The following is an 18615-nucleotide window of genomic DNA, read 5'->3' on the forward strand; positions in this document are numbered from 1 at the left end:
AGTACCCACATGGCCAGCGCGCCGCAGAACGCCGACCTGCCGCTGTTCTACAATGACCTCGTGCCGCTCAACAGCCGCGACCACGCCAATTTCAAGAGCCGCACGACCGACAAGGCCAAGTGGCTGGTGGGTCAGCATGCCGTGCCGCTGACCGTGGAAGAATTCCCGCAGGCCGCGCGTTACTATCCCATCGTGTTCTCGTCGGGCGACCAGCCCGTGCCGCTGGCGCTGATGGGCCTGAACGAAGGCGTGAACGTATTTGTCGATGACGAAGGCAAGTTCCTGCAGGACGCCTATGTCCCCGCCTATGCCCGCCGCTATCCCTTCCTGCTGGCGCGCCTCAGCCCCGATGCCAAGGAATTGTCGCTGTGCTTTGACCCCACCAGCGATCTGCTGGGCGAAGGCGAAGAAGGCGCGCCGCTGTTTGACGGCGAAACCCCCGCCGAAGCCACCAAGGGCATGCTGCAATTCTGCGAAAACTTTGAAGAAGCCGGCGCCCGCAGCGCTGCCTTTGTCGAAGAGCTGAAGAAGCACGGCCTGCTGATGGAAGGCGAAGTGGGCATCCAGCAGGAAGGCAATGACCAGCCTTTCGTCTATCGCGGTTTCCAGATGGTCGATCAGGCCAAGCTGCGCGAAGTGCGCGGTGACGTGCTGCGTGGCTGGAACCAGTCGGGCCTGCTGCCCTTGCTGTTCGCACATCTGTTCAGCCTTGACCTGATGCGCGAAATCTTCGCCCGTCAGGTTGCCCAGGGCAAGGGCCCTGTGGCTCTGCCGCAGGTTGAGCCGGTGGCCTGATAGGCCAACCGATTCTCTGCGAATCCGGCGCCCTTGGTGGCGCTAACAAGGCCCCGTTCCGGTTCGTCCGGGCGGGGTTTTTGTTTGTATTACGCAATTTTGTCGAAATATGCCATTTTGGCGCGATGACTTGATGAAATCTGATAATTCATCATGCAGAACCGATGGATCAGGGCTTGAAAGCCCGCAACTGACAGCGTAAGACTGATCTTGTTCGGACGGTGCTTCCCTCATGGCCCGTCTGGATTTGGTGCATTTATGCACCTCCTCCCTGAACCTTGGCCACCTCGCGCAAGCCGCGAGGTGGTTTTTTTATGCAAAAAGGCAGCTGCTTATTCGGCCGCCTGCGGCAAGGCGTCATCGCCGCCAATCCGCGCGACATCCCGTGCCAGACGCATCACAAGGCGAGTCAACATATCCGCCATCGGGCCAGCCCCATCTCCCAATTCATGCAGCTGCGAATCAAGATAGGCCGCGCGGTCCACCTCGATCTGAATCGCATGCAGGCCTTGCTTGGGCCTGCCATGCCGGTCCAGCACATAGCCCCCCGCATAGGGCCGGTTATGCAAGGCAGGGCAGCCCATTTCACCCAAGGCCGCAAAGGCCCCCGCCACCAGCAGGGGATGGCAAGAGGAACCAAAGCGATCCCCGATCACCAGCTTGGTCCCGCCCAATTCCGGCGGCAAGGGCGGCATGGAATGCAGATCGATCAACAAAGCCGCGCCCCAACGCTGGCGAGTCCCCTCCAGCATCTGGCTCAAGGCATCGTGGTAAGGCTGGTGAATGCCCTCGATTCGCGCGTCCAACATGTCCCGCGTCATCCGGCCGCGCCAGATGTCGCCCATCGCGGGCAATCGGCGGGGCACCAGCCCCAAACCGCTGCGCGCCCTGGCATTAATCGGCGGCACGCCTTGCGCAGGCAGGCCCAGCATGTCCCAATCAACATCCTGCGGGTGGCGGTTAAGGTCTATCATCGCCCGAGGCGCCCGCGCCACCAACAGGGCAGCGCCTGTCGCCTTGGCGATGGCATGGCCCAAGGCATCGACCAGACGGTCCTCCAGTTTGAGTGCCGCGATTTCGGGTTGCCGCATGGATGCCAGCACATCGGGCGCATAGGCTCGGCCCGCATGGGGCACGGCGATGACCACCGGCAGGGCGGAGGGCTCATCACCAAACACTTCAAACGCATGGCCAAAATCGCCAGAACCCGCGGGGATCAACCCTCCCTGCCCTATCAACTGGCGCTTAGGCAGGCCGCCTTGAGGATCCTTTTCGCCTTCTGCATGTTTCATCGGGGCGAGATTGGCCCTGTTTTGCGCCAGTGTCAAAAGCACTGTGTCAAAACCGGTCAGCGACAAAGGCAAAATGGGGCAGGAAAATTTACGCAGACCGCGTTATAAGCGTGGCAACACATAAGAAGAGACAGGCCCCATGATCCGTATCCTGCTAGCCGAAGACGATCTTGCCATGCGCAGCTATCTGGCGCGCGCCTTGGAAAATGCCGGTTATGATGTGGTGGCGGTGGACCGCGGCACGGCGGCCCTGCCCTGGCTGGAACGGGAAAGGTTCGACCTGTTGCTGTCCGACATCGTCATGCCGGAAATGGACGGCATCGAACTGGCGCAGCGCTGCGCAGAGATCAGCCCGCAAACCAAAGTGATCTTCATCACCGGCTTTGCCGCCGTCACATTGAAGGCCAATCGCGAGGCCCCGCAGGCCAAGGTGCTGTCCAAGCCCTTCCACCTGCGCGATCTGGTGCTGGAGGTGCAGCGCGTTTTTGGCCTGCCTTCGCAGGCCAGCATCTGATTTTTCGCCCTCTTGCATTTTTTTTCAAAAAGCCGCTTGCCAGAATCCGGAACCCCCGCTAATGGCACGCACCTGCCCGGCGCTACCACGCTTTAACGAGCTAGCCGGTCAGCCTCTTGATAGAGTGGGCGTATAGCTCAGTGGTAGAGCACTGTGTTGACATCGCAGGGGTCGCAAGTTCAATCCTTGCTACGCCCACCATTCAAAAACCCGCCGATCCGATTGGATCAGGCGGGTTTTTTGTTGCCTTCAAAACAGTTAGGCCCATGCCTCGATCATGCAAGCCATGCAGAAACCACAGGCGCACCTATTGATGCTGCAAGTCGGTATCAATAGTCCTTCAAAATAACCCTTCCCTCCCGCAAAACCTGCCCTTGCGCCGCGCCACACCTATGCTAGGGGATTTGGGCAATATCCACCCCAGGGGAAGTTAGAAAACATGGCCAAGATCAAGGTTGCCAACCCGGTCGTCGAAATTGACGGCGATGAAATGACGAAGATCATCTGGCAGTGGATCCGCGAGCGGCTGATCCTGCCCTATCTCGACATTGACCTGAAGTATTATGACCTCTCGGTGGAAAACCGCGATGCCACCGACGATCAGGTGACGATCGATTCGGCCAATGCCATCAAGCAGTATGGCGTGGGCGTGAAATGCGCCACCATCACGCCGGACGAAGCCCGCGTGGAAGAATTCAACCTGAAGAGCATGTGGAAGTCGCCCAACGGCACGATCCGCAACATTCTGGGCGGCGTTGTGTTCCGCGAACCCATCGTGATTTCGAACGTGCCCCGTCTGGTGCCCGGTTGGACCGACCCCATCGTGGTTGGCCGTCACGCTTTTGGTGACCAGTATCGCGCCACCGACTTCCTCGTCCCCGGTCCGGGCCGCCTGCGCCTGGTGTTCGAAGGCGACGATGGTCAGGTGATCGACCGTGAAGTGTTCAAGTTCCCCTCGGCAGGCGTCGCCATGTCGATGTACAACCTTGACGATTCGATCCGCGACTTCGCCCGCGCCTCGTTCAACTATGGCCTGTCGCTGGGCTGGCCGGTGTATCTGTCGACCAAGAACACCATCATCAAGGCCTATGACGGCCGCTTCAAGGACCTGTTCGCCGAAGTCTTCGCCACCGAAGGTTTCGCCGAAAAGTTCAAGGAAGCCGGCATCACCTACGAACACCGCCTGATCGACGACATGGTGGCTTCGGCTCTCAAGTGGTCGGGCAAGTTCGTCTGGGCTTGCAAGAACTATGACGGTGACGTGCAGTCGGATACCGTTGCGCAGGGCTTCGGCTCGCTGGGTCTGATGACCTCGGTTCTGATGTCGCCCGATGGCAAGACGGTGGAAGCCGAAGCCGCCCACGGCACCGTGACCCGTCACTATCGCCAGCACCAGCAGGGCAAGGCGACCTCGACTAACCCGATCGCCTCGATCTTCGCATGGACCCGCGGCCTGATCTATCGCGGCCGTTTCGACAACACGCCCGAAGTGGTAAAGTTTGCCGAAACGCTGGAACGCGTCTGCATCGAAACCGTGGAAAGCGGCAAGATGACCAAGGACCTCGCGCTGCTGATCGGCCCCGAACAGGGATGGATGACCACGGAAGCCTTCTTCGAAGCCATCGTGCAGAATCTGGAAGCCGAAATGGCCAGCTGGGCGTAAGCTCCGCTCCATCGGATAGAATAAAGGCGGCGCTGGTCTTCGGAGCGGCGCCGTTTTTGTTGGGCCACGGGGGTAAAAGCAGACGGCTAGCAAACGCCAAAGGCAGGCAACAAAAAAGGCGCCCGCACCATTGGCGAGCGCCCATCTTGAGGCCCCTGTTAGAGGCGTTGAGGGCTGTTACCCGCCCTTTTGTTCCCCATCGGCCCGCTTGCGGGCGATAAAGCTCAATTCCTTGATCGCAATCTTGCTGCCTGGATCATCGGCAAGGCTGGCACGATAAGCGGCTTCAGCTCCGGCCAGATCGCCCTTTTCAATCAGCAAGTAGCCAACGCCGCGCAAAGCCGCTGCGTGATAGCGCTTGTTCTCTTCACGCAGAGCAGGCTTTTCAGCCAAAGACGCCGCTTGCTGGTAGGTCGCCAGCGCCTTTACCTTGTCCCCACCCACGCGATAAGCATAGGCCAGTTCCACAAAGTAGCGCGGGTATTCCGGCGAGAGCACGGTCAGTTGCTCCAGCGCTTCCACCGCATCGGCGCGGCGACCAAGCTCGGTAAAGGCGAAGGCGCGTAGATAGAGCGCCTGACACAGATCGGCATCCAGCAATTGTTTGCCACGTTGGCCCTGCTGGCAAGTCACGCGACCGGCCTTTGCCTTGGTCAGCATGGCCAACTGGCCCGACACAGGCTCCAGTATCGCCAGCGCATCACCAGCGCGACCAGCACGCATCAAATCCATGGCAGTTGCCGAAATTTCCGAAAAGACCGGCTGCGACGCCGAAGGGTTCATTTGGGCCACCGAGGCGACCGTCATCGGAACCGGCATATTGCCCGCTTCTGCAGGAACCGACAGGACGGCGCAGGCAGAGGCAGCATAACCTGCCATCAAATACCAAAAGCGCCGTCCTGTCAGAACCATCACTCACTCCCAAACTTCTTCTTGTTGCATTCTGATTAGCTGATTCGCAGACGAATGCAAAACAGAAAATGCAATTGATGTTGCGCATTTTGCAACCATCTAGCCATTCCGCCCCGGTGCAACAAAAATGCCACACTTTGCGCCCGCCCCGCTGCGGAGCCATCCGCCCGTGACATCACGCGCCCCTTGCCCTAGCCTTGCGCCATGTCTGAAGCCTCCTTCTCCCCCTCCTCCTCGCTGGGTGACGCACTGGTCATTCTGGGCGCGGCGGGCATCGTTATCCCTGTTTTCGCCCGTTTCCGCATTACGCCGGTCATCGGCTTCATTCTGGTGGGCTTGCTGGTGGGCCCCTACGGGCTTGGCCGCCATGTATTTGATTATCCGTGGCTTGCCTTTGTCACGATATCCGATCCGGAATCGCTCAAACCCTATGCCGAATTCGGCATCGTGCTGTTGCTGTTCACAGTGGGGCTCGAGCTTTCCTTTGACCGCCTGTGGTCCATGCGAAGGCAAGTGTTTGGATTGGGCGCGGCCGAATTGCTGCTGGGCGGGCTGGTGCTGGCCTTTGCGCTGGCCCTGTTGGGTCAGGGTACAGTCGGCGCAATAGGCTTGGGGCTGGCTCTGGCCATGTCGTCCACCGCCTTGGTTTTGCCCATTGCAGGATCGCATACGGCCGTGGGGCGGGCGGCGCTGGCCATGTTGCTGTTCGAGGACCTCGCACTGGTCCCGATCATCTTTTTGCTGGGCGCCTTGGCACCAAAAGCGGCAGGTGGCTGGTCGGGACTGGCGGACACTTTGCTCTACGGCTTGCTGGTTGTGCTCCTGTTGCTGGTGGTGGGGCGCTATGCCCTGCCCCATCTGTTTGCACAGGCGGCCCGCACCAAAAGCCCCGAGTTGTTTCTATCGGCCAGCCTGCTGGTGGTCATCGTCTCCTCGTTGGCCACGGCGGCCGTTGGCCTGTCGCCCATCGTGGGCGCCCTGATCGCGGGCCTGCTGATCGCCGAAACCGAATATCACACCGAGGTGGAAGGCATTATCTCGCCCTTCAAAGGCTTGGCTTTGGGGGTATTCTTGATCACCATCGGCATGAGCATCGATCTGGCCATGGTCGTCCACCACTGGTTGACCATTATTGTCGCCACCGGCAGCGTGGTCCTGGTCAAAGCGCTGGTCACCGGCTTCCTGCTCCGCCTTTCTGGCGCAAGGCGCGGCGTGGCTACCGAGGCGGGCATTTTGATGGCCAGCCCTTCGGAATCAACCCTGATCGTGCTGGCCGCCGCGACCAGTGCCACGCTAGTTCAGCCGGGAACGGCCCAATTCTGGCAAATCGTTACCGCGCTGGGTCTGACGGTCACACCGCTTTTGGCATGGGCGGGTCGTCGGTTGGGGCGCCGTGTGGAGGACGGCAATCAGGTCGACAGTGAGTTCGAGGAAGATGTGCCCCGCGCCATCATCATCGGATTTGGCCGCGTAGGCCGTTTGGTGGCCGACATGTTGAAAACCCATAATAAGCCATTTCTGGGCGTGGACGCCGATCCGGACATGATCAGCACGGCACTACGCGCCGGATATCCCGCGCTTTTTGGCAATGCCATGTCCGCGCATGTGTTAAACCGCCTCCATCTGGACAAGGCCACCTGCGTCATTCTGACGATGGACGAACCCCGCGCGGCGCAAAGATTGGTGAAAAAGCTGCGCGGTCAATATCCCGATCTACCGATCCTAGTTCGCGCCCGCGACTCTTTGCACGCGGCGGCGCTCTATCGCGCTGGCGCAACCCATGCCACACCTGAAACGCTGGAGGCCACTTTGCAGCTGTCGGAGGCCGTGCTGGTGGAACTGGGCGTGCCCATGGGCTTCGTCATCGCGTCGGTCCATGAAAAGCGCGACGAATTCCGCGACCAGATCATGGAACAAGGCGGGCTGTCGGAACGACCCAAGCTAAAAAGTGCAGCGTTGCGCGACAAGACCAGCAGCTAACGCTTGCCGCGCCAGCCCATGCGTCCTAAGCGCGGCGCATGGCCAAGGCAGATAGATTAGAGCGCATGGACAGCCTGCGCGCCGAACGGGAAGACGACTATCGAGCCGCGCTGATCGAGGCGCTGACGATAGCAGCCGGTGGTTCATGGGGCATGTTTGGCCATACCAAGGATCGCCACGCACAGGCCAAATGGGCTCCCGTTCTGGAAAGTCTGCAAGAACTGGCAGACGAAATCGACACTATGCGCGAAAAGCTGATGATGGAGCCGTTTGAGTTGCATGCTGAATTCTTGGCAGCACGCGGGCCGGTGCCATCCAATGCGCCAGGCGAACCCAAGCAAGCAGCAGCTTGGCTGGCCAAGTTGCAACAAAGCTAATCGGGTATTGGCGCATCATGCGCCTGCCTGTCACACGCGGTTGCAAAGCCATCTTCGTGGCAGAGCGGCCTGAGATTTAGCCTATTCCAACCCAGTGGAACACGTTCACTCGGCAAATCCAATGGCCTGCTAATGTGCCGCCTTTGCCAAACTGCAACAGAGGTATCGGGTGTGAAAAGTCACTGCGGGGCAACCATGCCTTTAAACCGGATGCCCGGCAAATAGCAAAATGCGCGCCTCATCCAGCCGCCGCACCAAAGGCTGATTTCCTAGCCACTCAAGTCGTCTGTTTGCCTCTCTTTTCCAAAATACCGCAAATGCCATCACGCGAAAGGGGCGGAGCCAAAGCCCCGCCCCTCTTTATTGCGAACCATGTTCCGTCACTACGGCCACCAAAGCCGAACCGACGGCCCAGATCATCCTGCGATAATGGCCTTTACCGCCTCAAGCGCCTCGGAAGCCTTGTCCCCATCAGGACCGCCGCCCTGCGCCATATCAGCACGACCACCACCGCCTTTGCCACCCAGCGCCGCCACACCGGCACGCACCAGATCAACAGCGCTAATACGCCCGGTAAGGTCCTCGGTCACAGCTGCAGCAATGCTGGCCTTGCCTTCATTGACCGCGACCATCACGGCAACGCCGCTGACAATGCGCGCCTTGGCCTGATCCAGCAGGCCACGCAATTCCTTGGGGTCCAGCCCTTCCAGCACCTGTCCGGCAAAGGTCACGCCATTGACCATTTCGTCTGCCGCTTGAGCCGCGCCGCCACCTCCCAGAGCCAGCGCCTTCTTGGCTTCCGCCAATTCGCGTTCCAGCTTCTTGCGCTCATCCAGCAAAGCCACAACGCGCGACTCCACTTCATCAGGCGTCGTGCGTAGCGCCGAAGCAACAGCCTTAAGTTGCTCTTCACGTGTTACAAACCACTGACGAGCACCCTCGCCGGTCACGGCCTCGATACGGCGCACGCCGCTGGAAACCGCGCTTTCCGAAACAATGCGAAACACGCCGATGTCGCCCAACGCGCGAACGTGGGTGCCACCGCAAAGCTCGACCGAATAGGCCTTGCCTGCCTGCTGGCTGCCCATGGCCAGCACGCGCACTTCCTCGCCATATTTTTCGCCGAACAGCGCCATGGCACCGGCTTCAATCGCATCTTCAGGCGACATCAAGCGGGTAGACACAGTATCATTGGCGCGGATTTGCGCGTTCACTTCCGCTTCGATGGCGGCAATGTCGTCCGCCGTCAGGCCGGTCGGCTGCGAAAAGTCAAAACGCAGACGTTCCGGTGCGACCTGCGATCCCTTCTGCGTCACATGGTCGCCCAAGCGATTACGCAAAGCGGCATGCAAAAGGTGTGTTGCCGAATGGTTTGCGCGGATAGCATCGCGGCGCGTCACATCAATGGCCAAAGCCACGGCATCGCCCACCGCAATCGTGCCCAAGGCCACTTGCCCATTATGGGCATGCAAACGGCCCAAAGGCTTGGCCGTATCGCTGATATTAACCAACAGGCCATCTGCGCCAGAGATCACGCCGGCATCACCCATCTGACCACCGGATTCACCGTAGAAAGGCGTCTGGTTGGTCAGAATGATCACCGCATCGCCCACCTGCGCCGAGGCCACTTCCGCGCCATCCTTCAAAATGGCAACGACCTGTGCCTCGCCGGTGGCGCTGGTATAGCCGGTGAATTCGGTCGCCCCAACCCGTTCGACCAAGTCGAACCAGACCTCGCCAGCAGCGGCTTCACCACTGCCCTTCCAGGCTGCACGGGCGGCTGCCTTCTGTTGGGCCATGGCGGCGTCAAAGCCCTCCTTGTCGACCGTAATGCCCCGCGATCGCAGCGCATCCTCGGTCAGGTCGTAAGGGAAGCCATAAGTATCATAGAGCTTGAATGCCGTCTCGCCTGGAAGCTGCGCACCATCACCCATCGCCTCGGTGGCTTCGTCGAGCAGCTTCAACCCCTTGTCCAGCGTCTGACGGAACTTGGTTTCCTCGCGCTCCAGCACTTCCTGAATCAAGGCCTGCGCACGACCCAATTCTGGATAGGCAGCGCCCATTTCCGTTACCAGCGCTGGCACCAGACGATGCATCAATGGCTGCTTGGCACCCAGCAAATGCGCATGACGCATGGCGCGGCGCATAATGCGGCGCAGCACATAGCCACGCCCTTCATTGCTGGGCAGCACGCCGTCGGCAAGCAAGAAACTGGTCGAACGCAAATGATCGGCAATCACGCGATGGCTAGCACGGGTCTCGCCCTCAGCGCGCACGCCGGTCAGGCTCTCGCTCGCCGCGATCAGCGCCTTGAACGTATCTATGTCATAATTGTCATGCTCACCTTGCAAAACCGCAGCGATACGCTCCAGCCCCATCCCGGTATCGATGCTGGGCTTGGGCAGGTTCAGACGCTGACCATCGGCCTGCTGCTCGAACTGCATGAACACGAGATTCCAGATCTCGATAAACCGATCGCCATCCTCTTCCGGCGATCCGGGAGGCCCGCCCCAGATATGGTCGCCGTGGTCAAAGAAGATTTCACTGCACGGCCCACAAGGACCAGTATCGCCCATCGACCAGAAATTGTCATTGGTCGGAATCCGGATGATGCGATCTTCCGAGAGGCCAGCGATCTTCTGCCACAGGCCAAACGCTTCGTCGTCGGTGTGATAGACTGTGACCAGCAACTTGTCCTTGGGGATCTGCCACTCCTTGGTCAACAGGGTCCAGGCATGGGTGATCGCCTGTTCCTTGAAGTAGTCACCAAAGGAGAAATTACCCAGCATTTCAAAGAAAGTGTGGTGACGCGCGGTATAGCCCACATTGTCGAGGTCATTATGCTTGCCGCCGGCGCGCACGCATTTCTGGCTGCTGGTGGCGCGCGGCAAAGCGCGGGTTTCCAGCCCCGTAAACACATTCTTGAACGGAACCATCCCCGCATTGGTGAACATCAACGTGGGATCGTTGTATGGCACCAGCGGTGCGGATGGCACCACATCATGCCCGTTCGAGCCGAAGTAGTCGAGGAAGGAGCGGCGGATGTCATTCGTCGAGATCATGGTTTCGCCACTAAGCCACACAAGCGCGCCCGACAAGCCGGAAGGCGCAATAACCGTAACAGAATTGCACGATATTTGCGCGTTTCCGCAGTTTGATCTGCCGCCACCGCACCACGTGCCACGAAAAAGGCGCCCGAAGTATGCCTTCGGACGCCTTGCGATGCATCAGTCCTCGTCGGGACCGGCCATCATCTCGACCGCCAAACCTTCGGTCTGGGCCCGGATCGCGGCCTCTATCCGGTCGCGAATTTCGGCATTTTCGCGCAGGAAGGTTTTTGAATTCTCGCGCCCCTGTCCGATGCGGATCGAATCATAGCTGAACCAAGCGCCCGACTTCTCGACAATGCCAGCCTTCACGCCCAGATCGAGAATTTCGCCGATCTTGGAAATGCCCTCGCCATACATGATGTCGAATTCGACCTGCTTGAACGGCGGGGCCACCTTGTTCTTCACCACTTTCACGCGGGTGGCGTTGCCGGTAATCTCGTCGCGATCCTTGATCTGGCCCGTGCGGCGGATGTCCAGACGCACCGAGGCGTAGAATTTCAGAGCATTACCGCCCGTGGTCGTCTCGGGATTGCCATACATCACCCCGATCTTCATGCGGACCTGATTGATGAAAATCACCAGACAGCGCGAACGGCTGATCGAACCGGTCAGCTTGCGCAGCGCCTGACTCATCAAGCGCGCTTGCAGGCCGACATGGCTGTCGCCCATTTCGCCCTCGATTTCCGCGCGGGGCACCAGCGCCGCCACCGAGTCCACCACCAGCACGTCAATCGCGTTGGAGCGCACCAGAGTATCGACGATTTCCAGCGCCTGCTCGCCCGTATCAGGCTGCGAGACGATCAGATTGTCGATATCAACGCCCAGTTTCTTGGCATAGACAGGGTCCAAAGCGTGTTCAGCATCCACAAAAGCGGCCGTACCGCCGCCCTTTTGCGCCTCGGCAATGGCATGCAGCGCCAGCGTGGTCTTGCCCGAGCTTTCCGGACCATAGATTTCCACGATACGCCCGCGCGGCAAGCCGCCAATACCCAAGGCAATATCCAGCCCCAGCGAACCGGTGGGAATGGCCTCCACCTGCATCGCTTCCTTGGCCCCCAGACGCATCGCCGAGCCTTTACCAAAGGCCCGATCGATCTGCGCCAATGCCGCCTCCAGCGCCTTCTGCCGGTCCATGCTATCCTTATCCTTGCTATCTTGTATCAGCTTGAGCTGAGATGCCATGCTTGGACTCCCTTGCTAAGGCGCTGACGCCATACGTCAACATGGCGATATATGTATCGCCTTTGTTCACCATGAACAAGGGGGGAACAAAATTTCTGAAATGCTGGACAATCAAGCCCTTCTTGCCGCATCTCTCGCCAGAACCTCGGCCACCTTCCCCGCGATCTGCGATACGGAAAAAGGCTTAGGTATGAAGTGCATATTCACAATATCGATCTCGCGGCGCAGCTGTTCCTCGGCATAGCCCGACATAAACAGCACCGGCAGATCGGGCAAAAGTTTACGCACAGCTTTTGCCATGGCAGGCCCGTCCATCACCGGCATAACCACGTCAGAAACCAGCAAATCGAACATGCCCGTGCCCGATTCGAGTCGCGCCTTGACCTCGTCATAGCCCTCCTCGCCATCGCTGGCGGTGGTCACATTATAACCCGCCCGCGTCAGCGCTCTTTCGGCCACCACGCGCACGGCATCCTCGTCTTCCACCAACAGGATGTCGCCGCCACCGGCCCATGCGGCCACCTCTTCCTTCACACGCGGCGCTTCTGCCGCAGGCCCATGATGCACCGGCAGATAGATGGTAAATCGCGTGCCCGCTGGAACCCCATCATGGGCCGGGATCGTATCGGCAAAAATGAAGCCGCCCGATTGCTTTACAATGCCATAGACGGTGGACAGGCCCAGACCGGTGCCCTTGCCCTGCTCCTTGGTGGTGAAGAAAGGCTCCCATATCTTGCCCAGAATATCGGGCGGAATGCCGCCGCCGGTATCCTGCACGATCAGCGCCGTATAATCGACCACCGGCATGATCTCGCTGCGCATATTGCGCACCTGCGCCATGGTGACCCGGCGGGTGGCGATCATCAAATGGCCGCTGCCGTCGCCGCCCATCCGCTGGCTGGATTCCTGCATCGCATCGCGCGCATTCACCACCAGATTGACGATAACCTGCTCCAATTGCGTCGGGTCGGCGCGCACTGGCCCCAAATCACGGTCATGGGTCACCTGCAACTGGATCTTCTCGCCGATCAGGCGGCGCAGCATATGGGTGATTTCGCTGACGATATCGGGCAATTGCAAAACCTGCGGGCGCAAAGTCTGCTGGCGGCTAAAAGCCAGCAATTGCCGTGTCAGGCTGGCAGCGCGGTTGGAATTGGCGCGGATCTGCTGAATGTCGTCATAGTCACTGTCGCCGGGCGTATGGCGCAGCAGCATCAGATCACAAGTGCCGATAATAGCGGTCAATACATTGTTGAAATCATGGGCGACACCGCCCGCCAACTGGCCCACCGCCTGCATCTTGGTCGCCTGCGCCACCTGACGCTTCAACCGCTGCTCCTCGGTGCTATCGGTCAGGCCCAGCAGCACGGCTGCCTCGCCCAAACCACGCACGCCCGCCAAGGATAGCGAAACCGTCTCGTCCGGCTGTGCCGACAGCCGCACCGCCACGTCGCCGCTGGTCGCCGCCCCCTGCCCGAAACGGCGTACCGCATCGGACAGCGCTGCCTTATCCTCCTTCACCACCAGATCGATGGGATAGGTCGGCGGCATCTCGCCCTCGCGCCCTGCCGCGCGCATGAAGGCCACATTGGCAAACAGCAAGCGCCCGTCTCGGTCCGCCATCGCCAGGCCCAGCGGCAATTGGGACAGCAAGGCCTCCAGATGGGGCACAGCCGCGCTCGATTCCGCGCCGCCGCCCACGCCCACGCCTTGCTCCACCACCAACATCAGCGAAGGGCTATGCTGCGGGTCGGCCAAAGCGGGGCCTTCCGGATCGGCCAAAGGCAGGTAGAACAGGGTCAAAGGCGCCGCCCGCCTGGCGTCCCGCGCCCAATGGATGCGGTCCTGATCGTCCTGCATGAACAATCCGGCAAATTCCGCGCCCAGCACCGGCTCGCTGCTGTCCCCCATCGCGCGCTGTTCAAAGGCGGTATTGGTGGCGATGATCGCCCCATCCGTGCCCACCAAAGCCGCCGAGAAACCGGCATGGGACAGAACCCGCCCCACCTTGCCCGCCAGATGTTGCGCAAGGTCGGACACCAGATCGGGTGCTACCAAAGGCGTCCAGCGCCACACCAGAAAATCTTCGGCCCGACCAGCGCGGATCACTTCCACCCGCCAGCGGCGCACACCGCCCACGGCGGAATATTCCACCAGATCCACCTCACCCGCGCCATCGCGCCAAGCGACACGCACGGCTTCGGTCAGTTGATCCTGATGCGCGGGGTTAATCGGCAGCAATTGCGGAGGCTGCGTTCCGAACTGGCGCTCATAGGGGGAGTTGGCGCAGACCAGACGCCCCGCCCGATCCACAATGGCCACTGCCAGAGGCGCTGCCCCTGTCGCCGGCTCGATTGCCGCGACCGTCACCGTCCAATCCGGTTCGGACGCAGTGGTTTGCGCCAGAGGCGTCTGACGGCGGGCAACCAGCATAGCGCCCAGCCCCAAAGCTAGCAGGCCCGCAGCAAAAGACGCCACCAGCACCACCTGCCCCGTGGCCAGCCACACCAGACCCAGACTGACCAGCAAGCCACCCAGCCCCATCAGGACAGCGCGATCCCCCGCCATGGCAGGCCCCTTGCGCATTGTCCCGCGCGCCATACAAATCCCCTTAATTCCTAACTCAAGCCCGCAAGCGCCGCTTGCGACGACGCGTCGCCACCATCCGCCGCCATACCAGCGCCGCCACGCAATAGCCCGCCGCCGCCGATACCGAAGCGATGATCGCCAGTCCTACCATCAAGGCTGGCGCGCCATCCGACAACAGCCAATGCATCCACGCCCCCATGCCAGCCCCGCTGGTGAACAGATGGTTGAGCGTGGCTAGATCGGCATGAAAGCCCAGCGCATTGCCCAAAGCAATCGATGCGAGCATAATAAAGGGTGTGGTGGCCGGGTTGGACAGAAAGGTCATGGCTCCGGCCAGCGGAATATTCCCCCGCGTGGGCACGCAAAGCAGCGCCGCCCCAACCAATTGTACGCCCGGTATCAGGGCGAATATCCCGACAAACAGGCCGACCGCCACGCCGCGCGGCACACTGCGGCGGTTAAATCGCCATAGGTCCGCCCGCAGCACCAGATGGGCAAACGGACGGATCAGCACACTTTGTTCCAGACTGTCCCGCGTGGGCAAATGGGTTCGCGCCCAATTTGCCAGAGAGACAAGTCTGGTCTTGCTCACTTGTGCTCTCTCATAATGCGGGCCTGATCACGCTTCCAGTCGCGCTCTTTGACGGTGTTGCGCTTGTCGGCCACATTCTTGCCCTTGCACAGGGCCAGTTCGACCTTCGCCCGCCCGCGACCATTAAAATAGATCGAAAGTGGCACCAAAGTCATGCCCTTGCGCTCCACCGCGCCGGTCAGCTTGGCAATTTCCCGCTCGTGCAGCAGCAATTTGCGCGGGCGCTTGGGCACATGGTTGAAACGGTTGCCATGGCTGAATTCGGGCACATTGGCATTGACCAGCCACACCTGCCCGTCACGCACCTCAGCATAGCTTTCGGCAATCGACCCTTCGCCAAAGCGCAAGCTTTTCACTTCCGTGCCGGTCAGCGCGATCCCCGCCTCATAGCGGTCCTCGATGAAATATTCGAAGCGCGCGCGGCGGTTCTCCGCAACGGTCTTCTTCTTGTCGAATTCTACTGGAGTCGGGCGTGCCATAATATTCCGGCATGTAGGGATCCCAAGCCTTTAGCGAAAGAGGCTTGCCAAGATCTTTTCGCCTGCCTGCGCAAAAAGCGGCAAGCAAAAGGCCCGAAACCGGCACTTTGCCAGATTTCGGGCCTGTTATGTTTTAACGCAGCGACACCACATTGTCGGAACTGCGCGGATCCTTGCGGCTGCCATTATACTGGCTGGCCATCGGCTCATCACTCACTTCCAACGCAAGGCCAGTGCCAAAGCCGTTGAAGCGGGTGCGCATCGCCGCACCATAAGCGCCCAGCATGCCGATTTCGATATAATCGCCCGCCTGAATATCGGCCGGAAGGCGGAAAGGGCCTTCCATGAAGTCGGCATCGTCACAAGTCGGGCCGTAGAAGGAGAAATCCTCCAAACCTTCCTCACGCGCCTCGTTCAGGCAACGCACGGGGAAACGCCAATCGACATGGGCGCAATCATAGAGCGCGCCATAAGCACCCTCGTTGATAAACAGCTCCTTGCCGCGACGCTTGTCCACCTGCACGATCATCGAATTATATTCGGCCGACAGGGCACGGCCCGGTTCGCACCACAATTCCGACGAATAGGACACCGGCAAAGATTCAGCCGCACGGTGGATCACCGAGAAATAGTCCTCCATCGGGGCGGGTTCCATACCGGGATAGATGGACGGGAAACCGCCACCGACATCGATAATGTCCACCGTGACCGAGGCATCGACAATCGCCGCACGCACGCGTTCCAGCGCCTGCACATAGGCAAAGGGCGTCATCGCCTGGCTGCCCACGTGGAAGCAGATGCCAAGGCAATCGGCCACCTGACGCGTTGCCTGCAGCAAAGGTGCCGCATCGGCCAGATCAACGCCGAATTTGGCGGCAAGGCTCAGCTGCGAATATTCGCTGGACACGCGCAGACGCACGCAGAGCGAAAGGTCGCTGGCCACTTCACCATCGGCATCGCGCGTGGCTTCGACGATCTTTTCCAGCTCGTCAAAGCTGTCGAGGCTGAAAGTGCGCACGCCATGGATGTGATAGGCTTCGTGGATGGCCGCAAAGGGCTTGACCGGATGCATGAAGCACAGGGTCGGTTCCGGCCCCAACGTGTCACGCACCAGACGCACTTCCACAATAGAAGCCGTATCGAAATGGGTAATGCCATTGTCCCACAACACGCCCAGCAGATCGGGCGAAGGATTGGCCTTGACCGCATAGAGCGACTTGCCCGGGAACTTCTGAGCGAAGAAACGAGCGGCGCGGCCTGCGGCGGCAGGACGGTTCAGAATGACAGGTTCGGTAGGCGCGAGGGTGCGCGCTACAGACGATGCATCGAGATGAATGGACAACGCAAGGGACCCCCAATAGGCCGTGAAGCCATAATCAAACACAGGACGAAAGCTGCCTTGCGGTTTGGAAGTCCCCATGGGGCAGCGAGGGGGGTGCATTAAGGTCGTTGCATGGGCGGTGCAAGAGAAAATTTGCGTATTGGCACGGGTAGAGGCCAAGTTGCGGATGAAACGCCTTTTCCAGCGGATGAATGCCCCAAAAGGCAAAAGGCGCGAAGCAGAAGGCCATCCCCCTGCCCGCGCCTTTACTGGATAAAAAAGCCTTTTAGCTCAAACGGTCGCGGAAAGTGGTCCAGTCGAAACTCTTCACACATTCCAGCGAATCATCCGCGCTGTTCCATAGCCAGATCGAGGGAAGCGGAACGCCGTTAAACGTGGTGGTTTTCACCATCGAATAATGCGCCTGATCAAGGAAGGCGAAGCGCTGGCCCGGCTCAACCGGCACAGGCAAGCGATAATCGCCGATCACATCTCCCGCCAGGCAGGATGGCCCACCCAGACGCACCGCCTCGCCCTCGTCCAACTCGCCCAACATGGCGGGGCGATAGGGCGCCTCGATCACATCGGGCATGTGGCAAGTGGCGGAAATATCGACAATCGCCACCGGAATGCCGTTGGTATGGGTATCCAGCACCGTGCCAATCAGAATGCCCGCATCCAGCGCCACCGCTTCTCCCGGCTCCAGATAGATCTCGCAACCCGTTTCCGCCTTCACCTTGCGCAGGAAGGCTATCAGATCATCGCGCTGGTAATCGGCGCGGGTGATGTGATGCCCACCGCCAAAATTCAGCCAGGTGATTGGCCCGCCATTCACGGCCAACCATGGCGCGATTCGCGGATAAAGCGCGTTCCACGTGCGCTCCAAAGGTTCAAAATCCTGCTCGCAGAGCGTGTGGAAATGCAGGCCGGTAACGCCTTCCAGATCGGCAAGGCCAATCTGGTCCACCGGAAAGCCCAGACGCGAGCCGGTGGCGCAGGGATCATATTTCTCCACCTCGCCCTCGCGGTGCAGCGGGTTGATACGCAGGCCGATATCGAACTGCTCGCCCAGATCCTGCGCCGCTGCCAGATAGGGCCGCATACGCGCCAATTGGTTGGGCGAATTGAAGATTACATGGTCAGAAATATGGCAAATCTCGCCCATGTCCTCGGCCTTGTAGCCGGCGCAATAGGTGGCAATTTCGCCCTTGTAATAGTCGCGGGCCAAACGCGCTTCCCACAGGCCGCTGGTGCAAACGCCATCGAGATATTCGCCCACGATGGAGGCGACCCGCCACATAGAAAAGGCCTTCATCGCCGCCAGCAGCTTGATGCCACTACGGTCCCGCACATCGGCCAGAACCGCCAGATTGGCCCGCAGCCGCGCCTCGTCCACCACAAAGGCGGGCGAATCCACGCGAGTCAAATCGAAATGGGCAAAGGCGCCGGGGTCGCCTGCACGCGTTTCCATGTCACTTGCTCCTGAAAATCAAAGCCGCGCCCGCTGCGATCAGCGCGAAACCCACCAGATGGTGCCAAGTCGGCCGCTGGCCAAACAGCCACCACGCCACCAGCACAAAGGCGGCAAGGCTAAGTACTTCCTGCATGGTTTTGAGCTGGGCCAGACTATAGGCCCGCGCCCCGATACGATTGGCAGGAATGGCCAGCCAATATTCGAAAAAGGCGATGCCCCAACTGCCCAGCACCACCACCCACAGCGCCTTGTTCGGCACTTTGAGATGGGCATACCATGCAAGGTTCATCAAGATATTCGATCCTGCCAGCAACAGCACTGGCAGGATCATCGCT

Annotated in this window: 15 protein-coding genes and 1 tRNA gene; 6 read left to right on the top strand and 10 right to left on the bottom strand. The window is 60.2% G+C overall.

The features are described 5' to 3' along the window. The first annotated feature begins 9 nt into the window (after positions 1 to 9). Positions 10 to 795, top strand: a complete 786-nt coding sequence (locus EOE18_RS11485; protein WP_127709634.1) for a SapC family protein — start codon at positions 10 to 12, stop codon at positions 793 to 795. A gap of 332 nt (positions 796 to 1127) precedes the next feature. Here the strand turns inward: EOE18_RS11485 and EOE18_RS11490 are convergent, their stop codons facing one another. After that, positions 1128 to 2087, bottom strand: coding sequence for an N-formylglutamate amidohydrolase (locus tag EOE18_RS11490; RefSeq protein WP_127709636.1), 960 nt, complete (start codon positions 2085 to 2087; stop codon positions 1128 to 1130). A gap of 139 nt (positions 2088 to 2226) precedes the next feature. On the opposite strand from EOE18_RS11490, the gene cpdR reads away from it, so the two are divergent. The 3 genes from cpdR to EOE18_RS11505 all read left to right on the top strand — a co-directional run bounded on the left by cpdR (position 2227) and on the right by EOE18_RS11505 (position 4264). Continuing rightward, entirely contained in the window at positions 2227 to 2601 is a 375-nt protein-coding gene (gene cpdR, locus EOE18_RS11495) for a cell cycle two-component system response regulator CpdR (RefSeq protein WP_127709638.1), read from the top strand. A gap of 126 nt (positions 2602 to 2727) precedes the next feature. Then, positions 2728 to 2802: transfer RNA gene (locus EOE18_RS11500), tRNA-Val, on the top strand. 238 nt (positions 2803 to 3040) lie between these two features. After that, positions 3041 to 4264, top strand: a complete 1224-nt coding sequence (locus EOE18_RS11505; RefSeq protein ID WP_127709640.1) for an NADP-dependent isocitrate dehydrogenase — start codon at positions 3041 to 3043, stop codon at positions 4262 to 4264. Positions 4265 to 4441: 177 nt separating this feature from the next. Here the strand turns inward: EOE18_RS11505 and EOE18_RS11510 are convergent, their stop codons facing one another. Then, positions 4442 to 5176 carry a tetratricopeptide repeat protein gene (locus EOE18_RS11510; RefSeq protein WP_127709642.1) on the bottom strand — a complete coding sequence of 245 codons (735 nt, stop codon included), beginning with the start codon at positions 5174 to 5176 and terminating at the stop codon, positions 4442 to 4444. Positions 5177 to 5380: 204 nt separating this feature from the next. Here EOE18_RS11510 and EOE18_RS11515 point away from each other — a divergent pair, with 204 nt between their 5' ends. After that, positions 5381 to 7156, top strand: coding sequence for a cation:proton antiporter domain-containing protein (locus EOE18_RS11515; RefSeq protein WP_127709644.1), 1776 nt, complete (start codon positions 5381 to 5383; stop codon positions 7154 to 7156). Positions 7157 to 7194: 38 nt separating this feature from the next. Then, the gene (locus tag EOE18_RS11520) at positions 7195 to 7533 is read left to right on the top strand and encodes a hypothetical protein (protein ID WP_127709646.1); all 339 of its coding nucleotides are present in this window, start codon (positions 7195 to 7197) and stop codon (positions 7531 to 7533) included. A gap of 416 nt (positions 7534 to 7949) precedes the next feature. Here EOE18_RS11520 and alaS read toward each other — a convergent pair whose 3' ends face one another. From alaS to EOE18_RS11560, 8 genes are all read right to left on the bottom strand, one after another. Then, on the bottom strand, positions 7950 to 10595 hold the full coding sequence (alaS, locus tag EOE18_RS11525; RefSeq protein ID WP_127709648.1) for an alanine--tRNA ligase: 2646 nt from the start codon (positions 10593 to 10595) through the stop codon (positions 7950 to 7952). A gap of 165 nt (positions 10596 to 10760) precedes the next feature. Continuing rightward, positions 10761 to 11825, bottom strand: a complete 1065-nt coding sequence (recA, locus tag EOE18_RS11530) for a recombinase RecA (RefSeq protein WP_127709650.1) — start codon at positions 11823 to 11825, stop codon at positions 10761 to 10763. A 111-nt stretch (positions 11826 to 11936) separates the two neighbouring features. Beyond that, entirely contained in the window at positions 11937 to 14426 is a 2490-nt protein-coding gene (locus EOE18_RS11535; protein WP_246027407.1) for an ATP-binding protein, read from the bottom strand. A 22-nt stretch (positions 14427 to 14448) separates the two neighbouring features. After that, positions 14449 to 15006, bottom strand: a complete 558-nt coding sequence (locus EOE18_RS11540; RefSeq protein WP_246027408.1) for a DUF2062 domain-containing protein — start codon at positions 15004 to 15006, stop codon at positions 14449 to 14451. Continuing rightward, positions 15003 to 15485, bottom strand: a complete 483-nt coding sequence (smpB, locus tag EOE18_RS11545; RefSeq protein WP_127709652.1) for an SsrA-binding protein SmpB — start codon at positions 15483 to 15485, stop codon at positions 15003 to 15005. Before smpB ends, EOE18_RS11540 begins: the two co-directional genes overlap by 4 nt. Positions 15486 to 15618: 133 nt before the next feature. After that, positions 15619 to 16827 carry a type III PLP-dependent enzyme gene (locus EOE18_RS11550; protein WP_127709654.1) on the bottom strand — a complete coding sequence of 403 codons (1209 nt, stop codon included), beginning with the start codon at positions 16825 to 16827 and terminating at the stop codon, positions 15619 to 15621. 265 nt (positions 16828 to 17092) lie between these two features. Next, the gene (locus tag EOE18_RS11555; RefSeq protein WP_127709656.1) at positions 17093 to 18277 is read right to left on the bottom strand and encodes a carboxynorspermidine decarboxylase; all 1185 of its coding nucleotides are present in this window, start codon (positions 18275 to 18277) and stop codon (positions 17093 to 17095) included. A gap of 1 nt (position 18278) precedes the next feature. Then, complete coding sequence (locus EOE18_RS11560; protein WP_246027409.1) at positions 18279 to 18611, bottom strand: DMT family protein; 333 nt, start codon at positions 18609 to 18611, stop codon at positions 18279 to 18281. Positions 18612 to 18615 lie beyond the last annotated feature (4 nt).

Source organism: Novosphingobium umbonatum, from assembly GCF_004005905.1.
Lineage (GTDB): Bacteria > Pseudomonadota > Alphaproteobacteria > Sphingomonadales > Sphingomonadaceae > Novosphingobium > Novosphingobium umbonatum.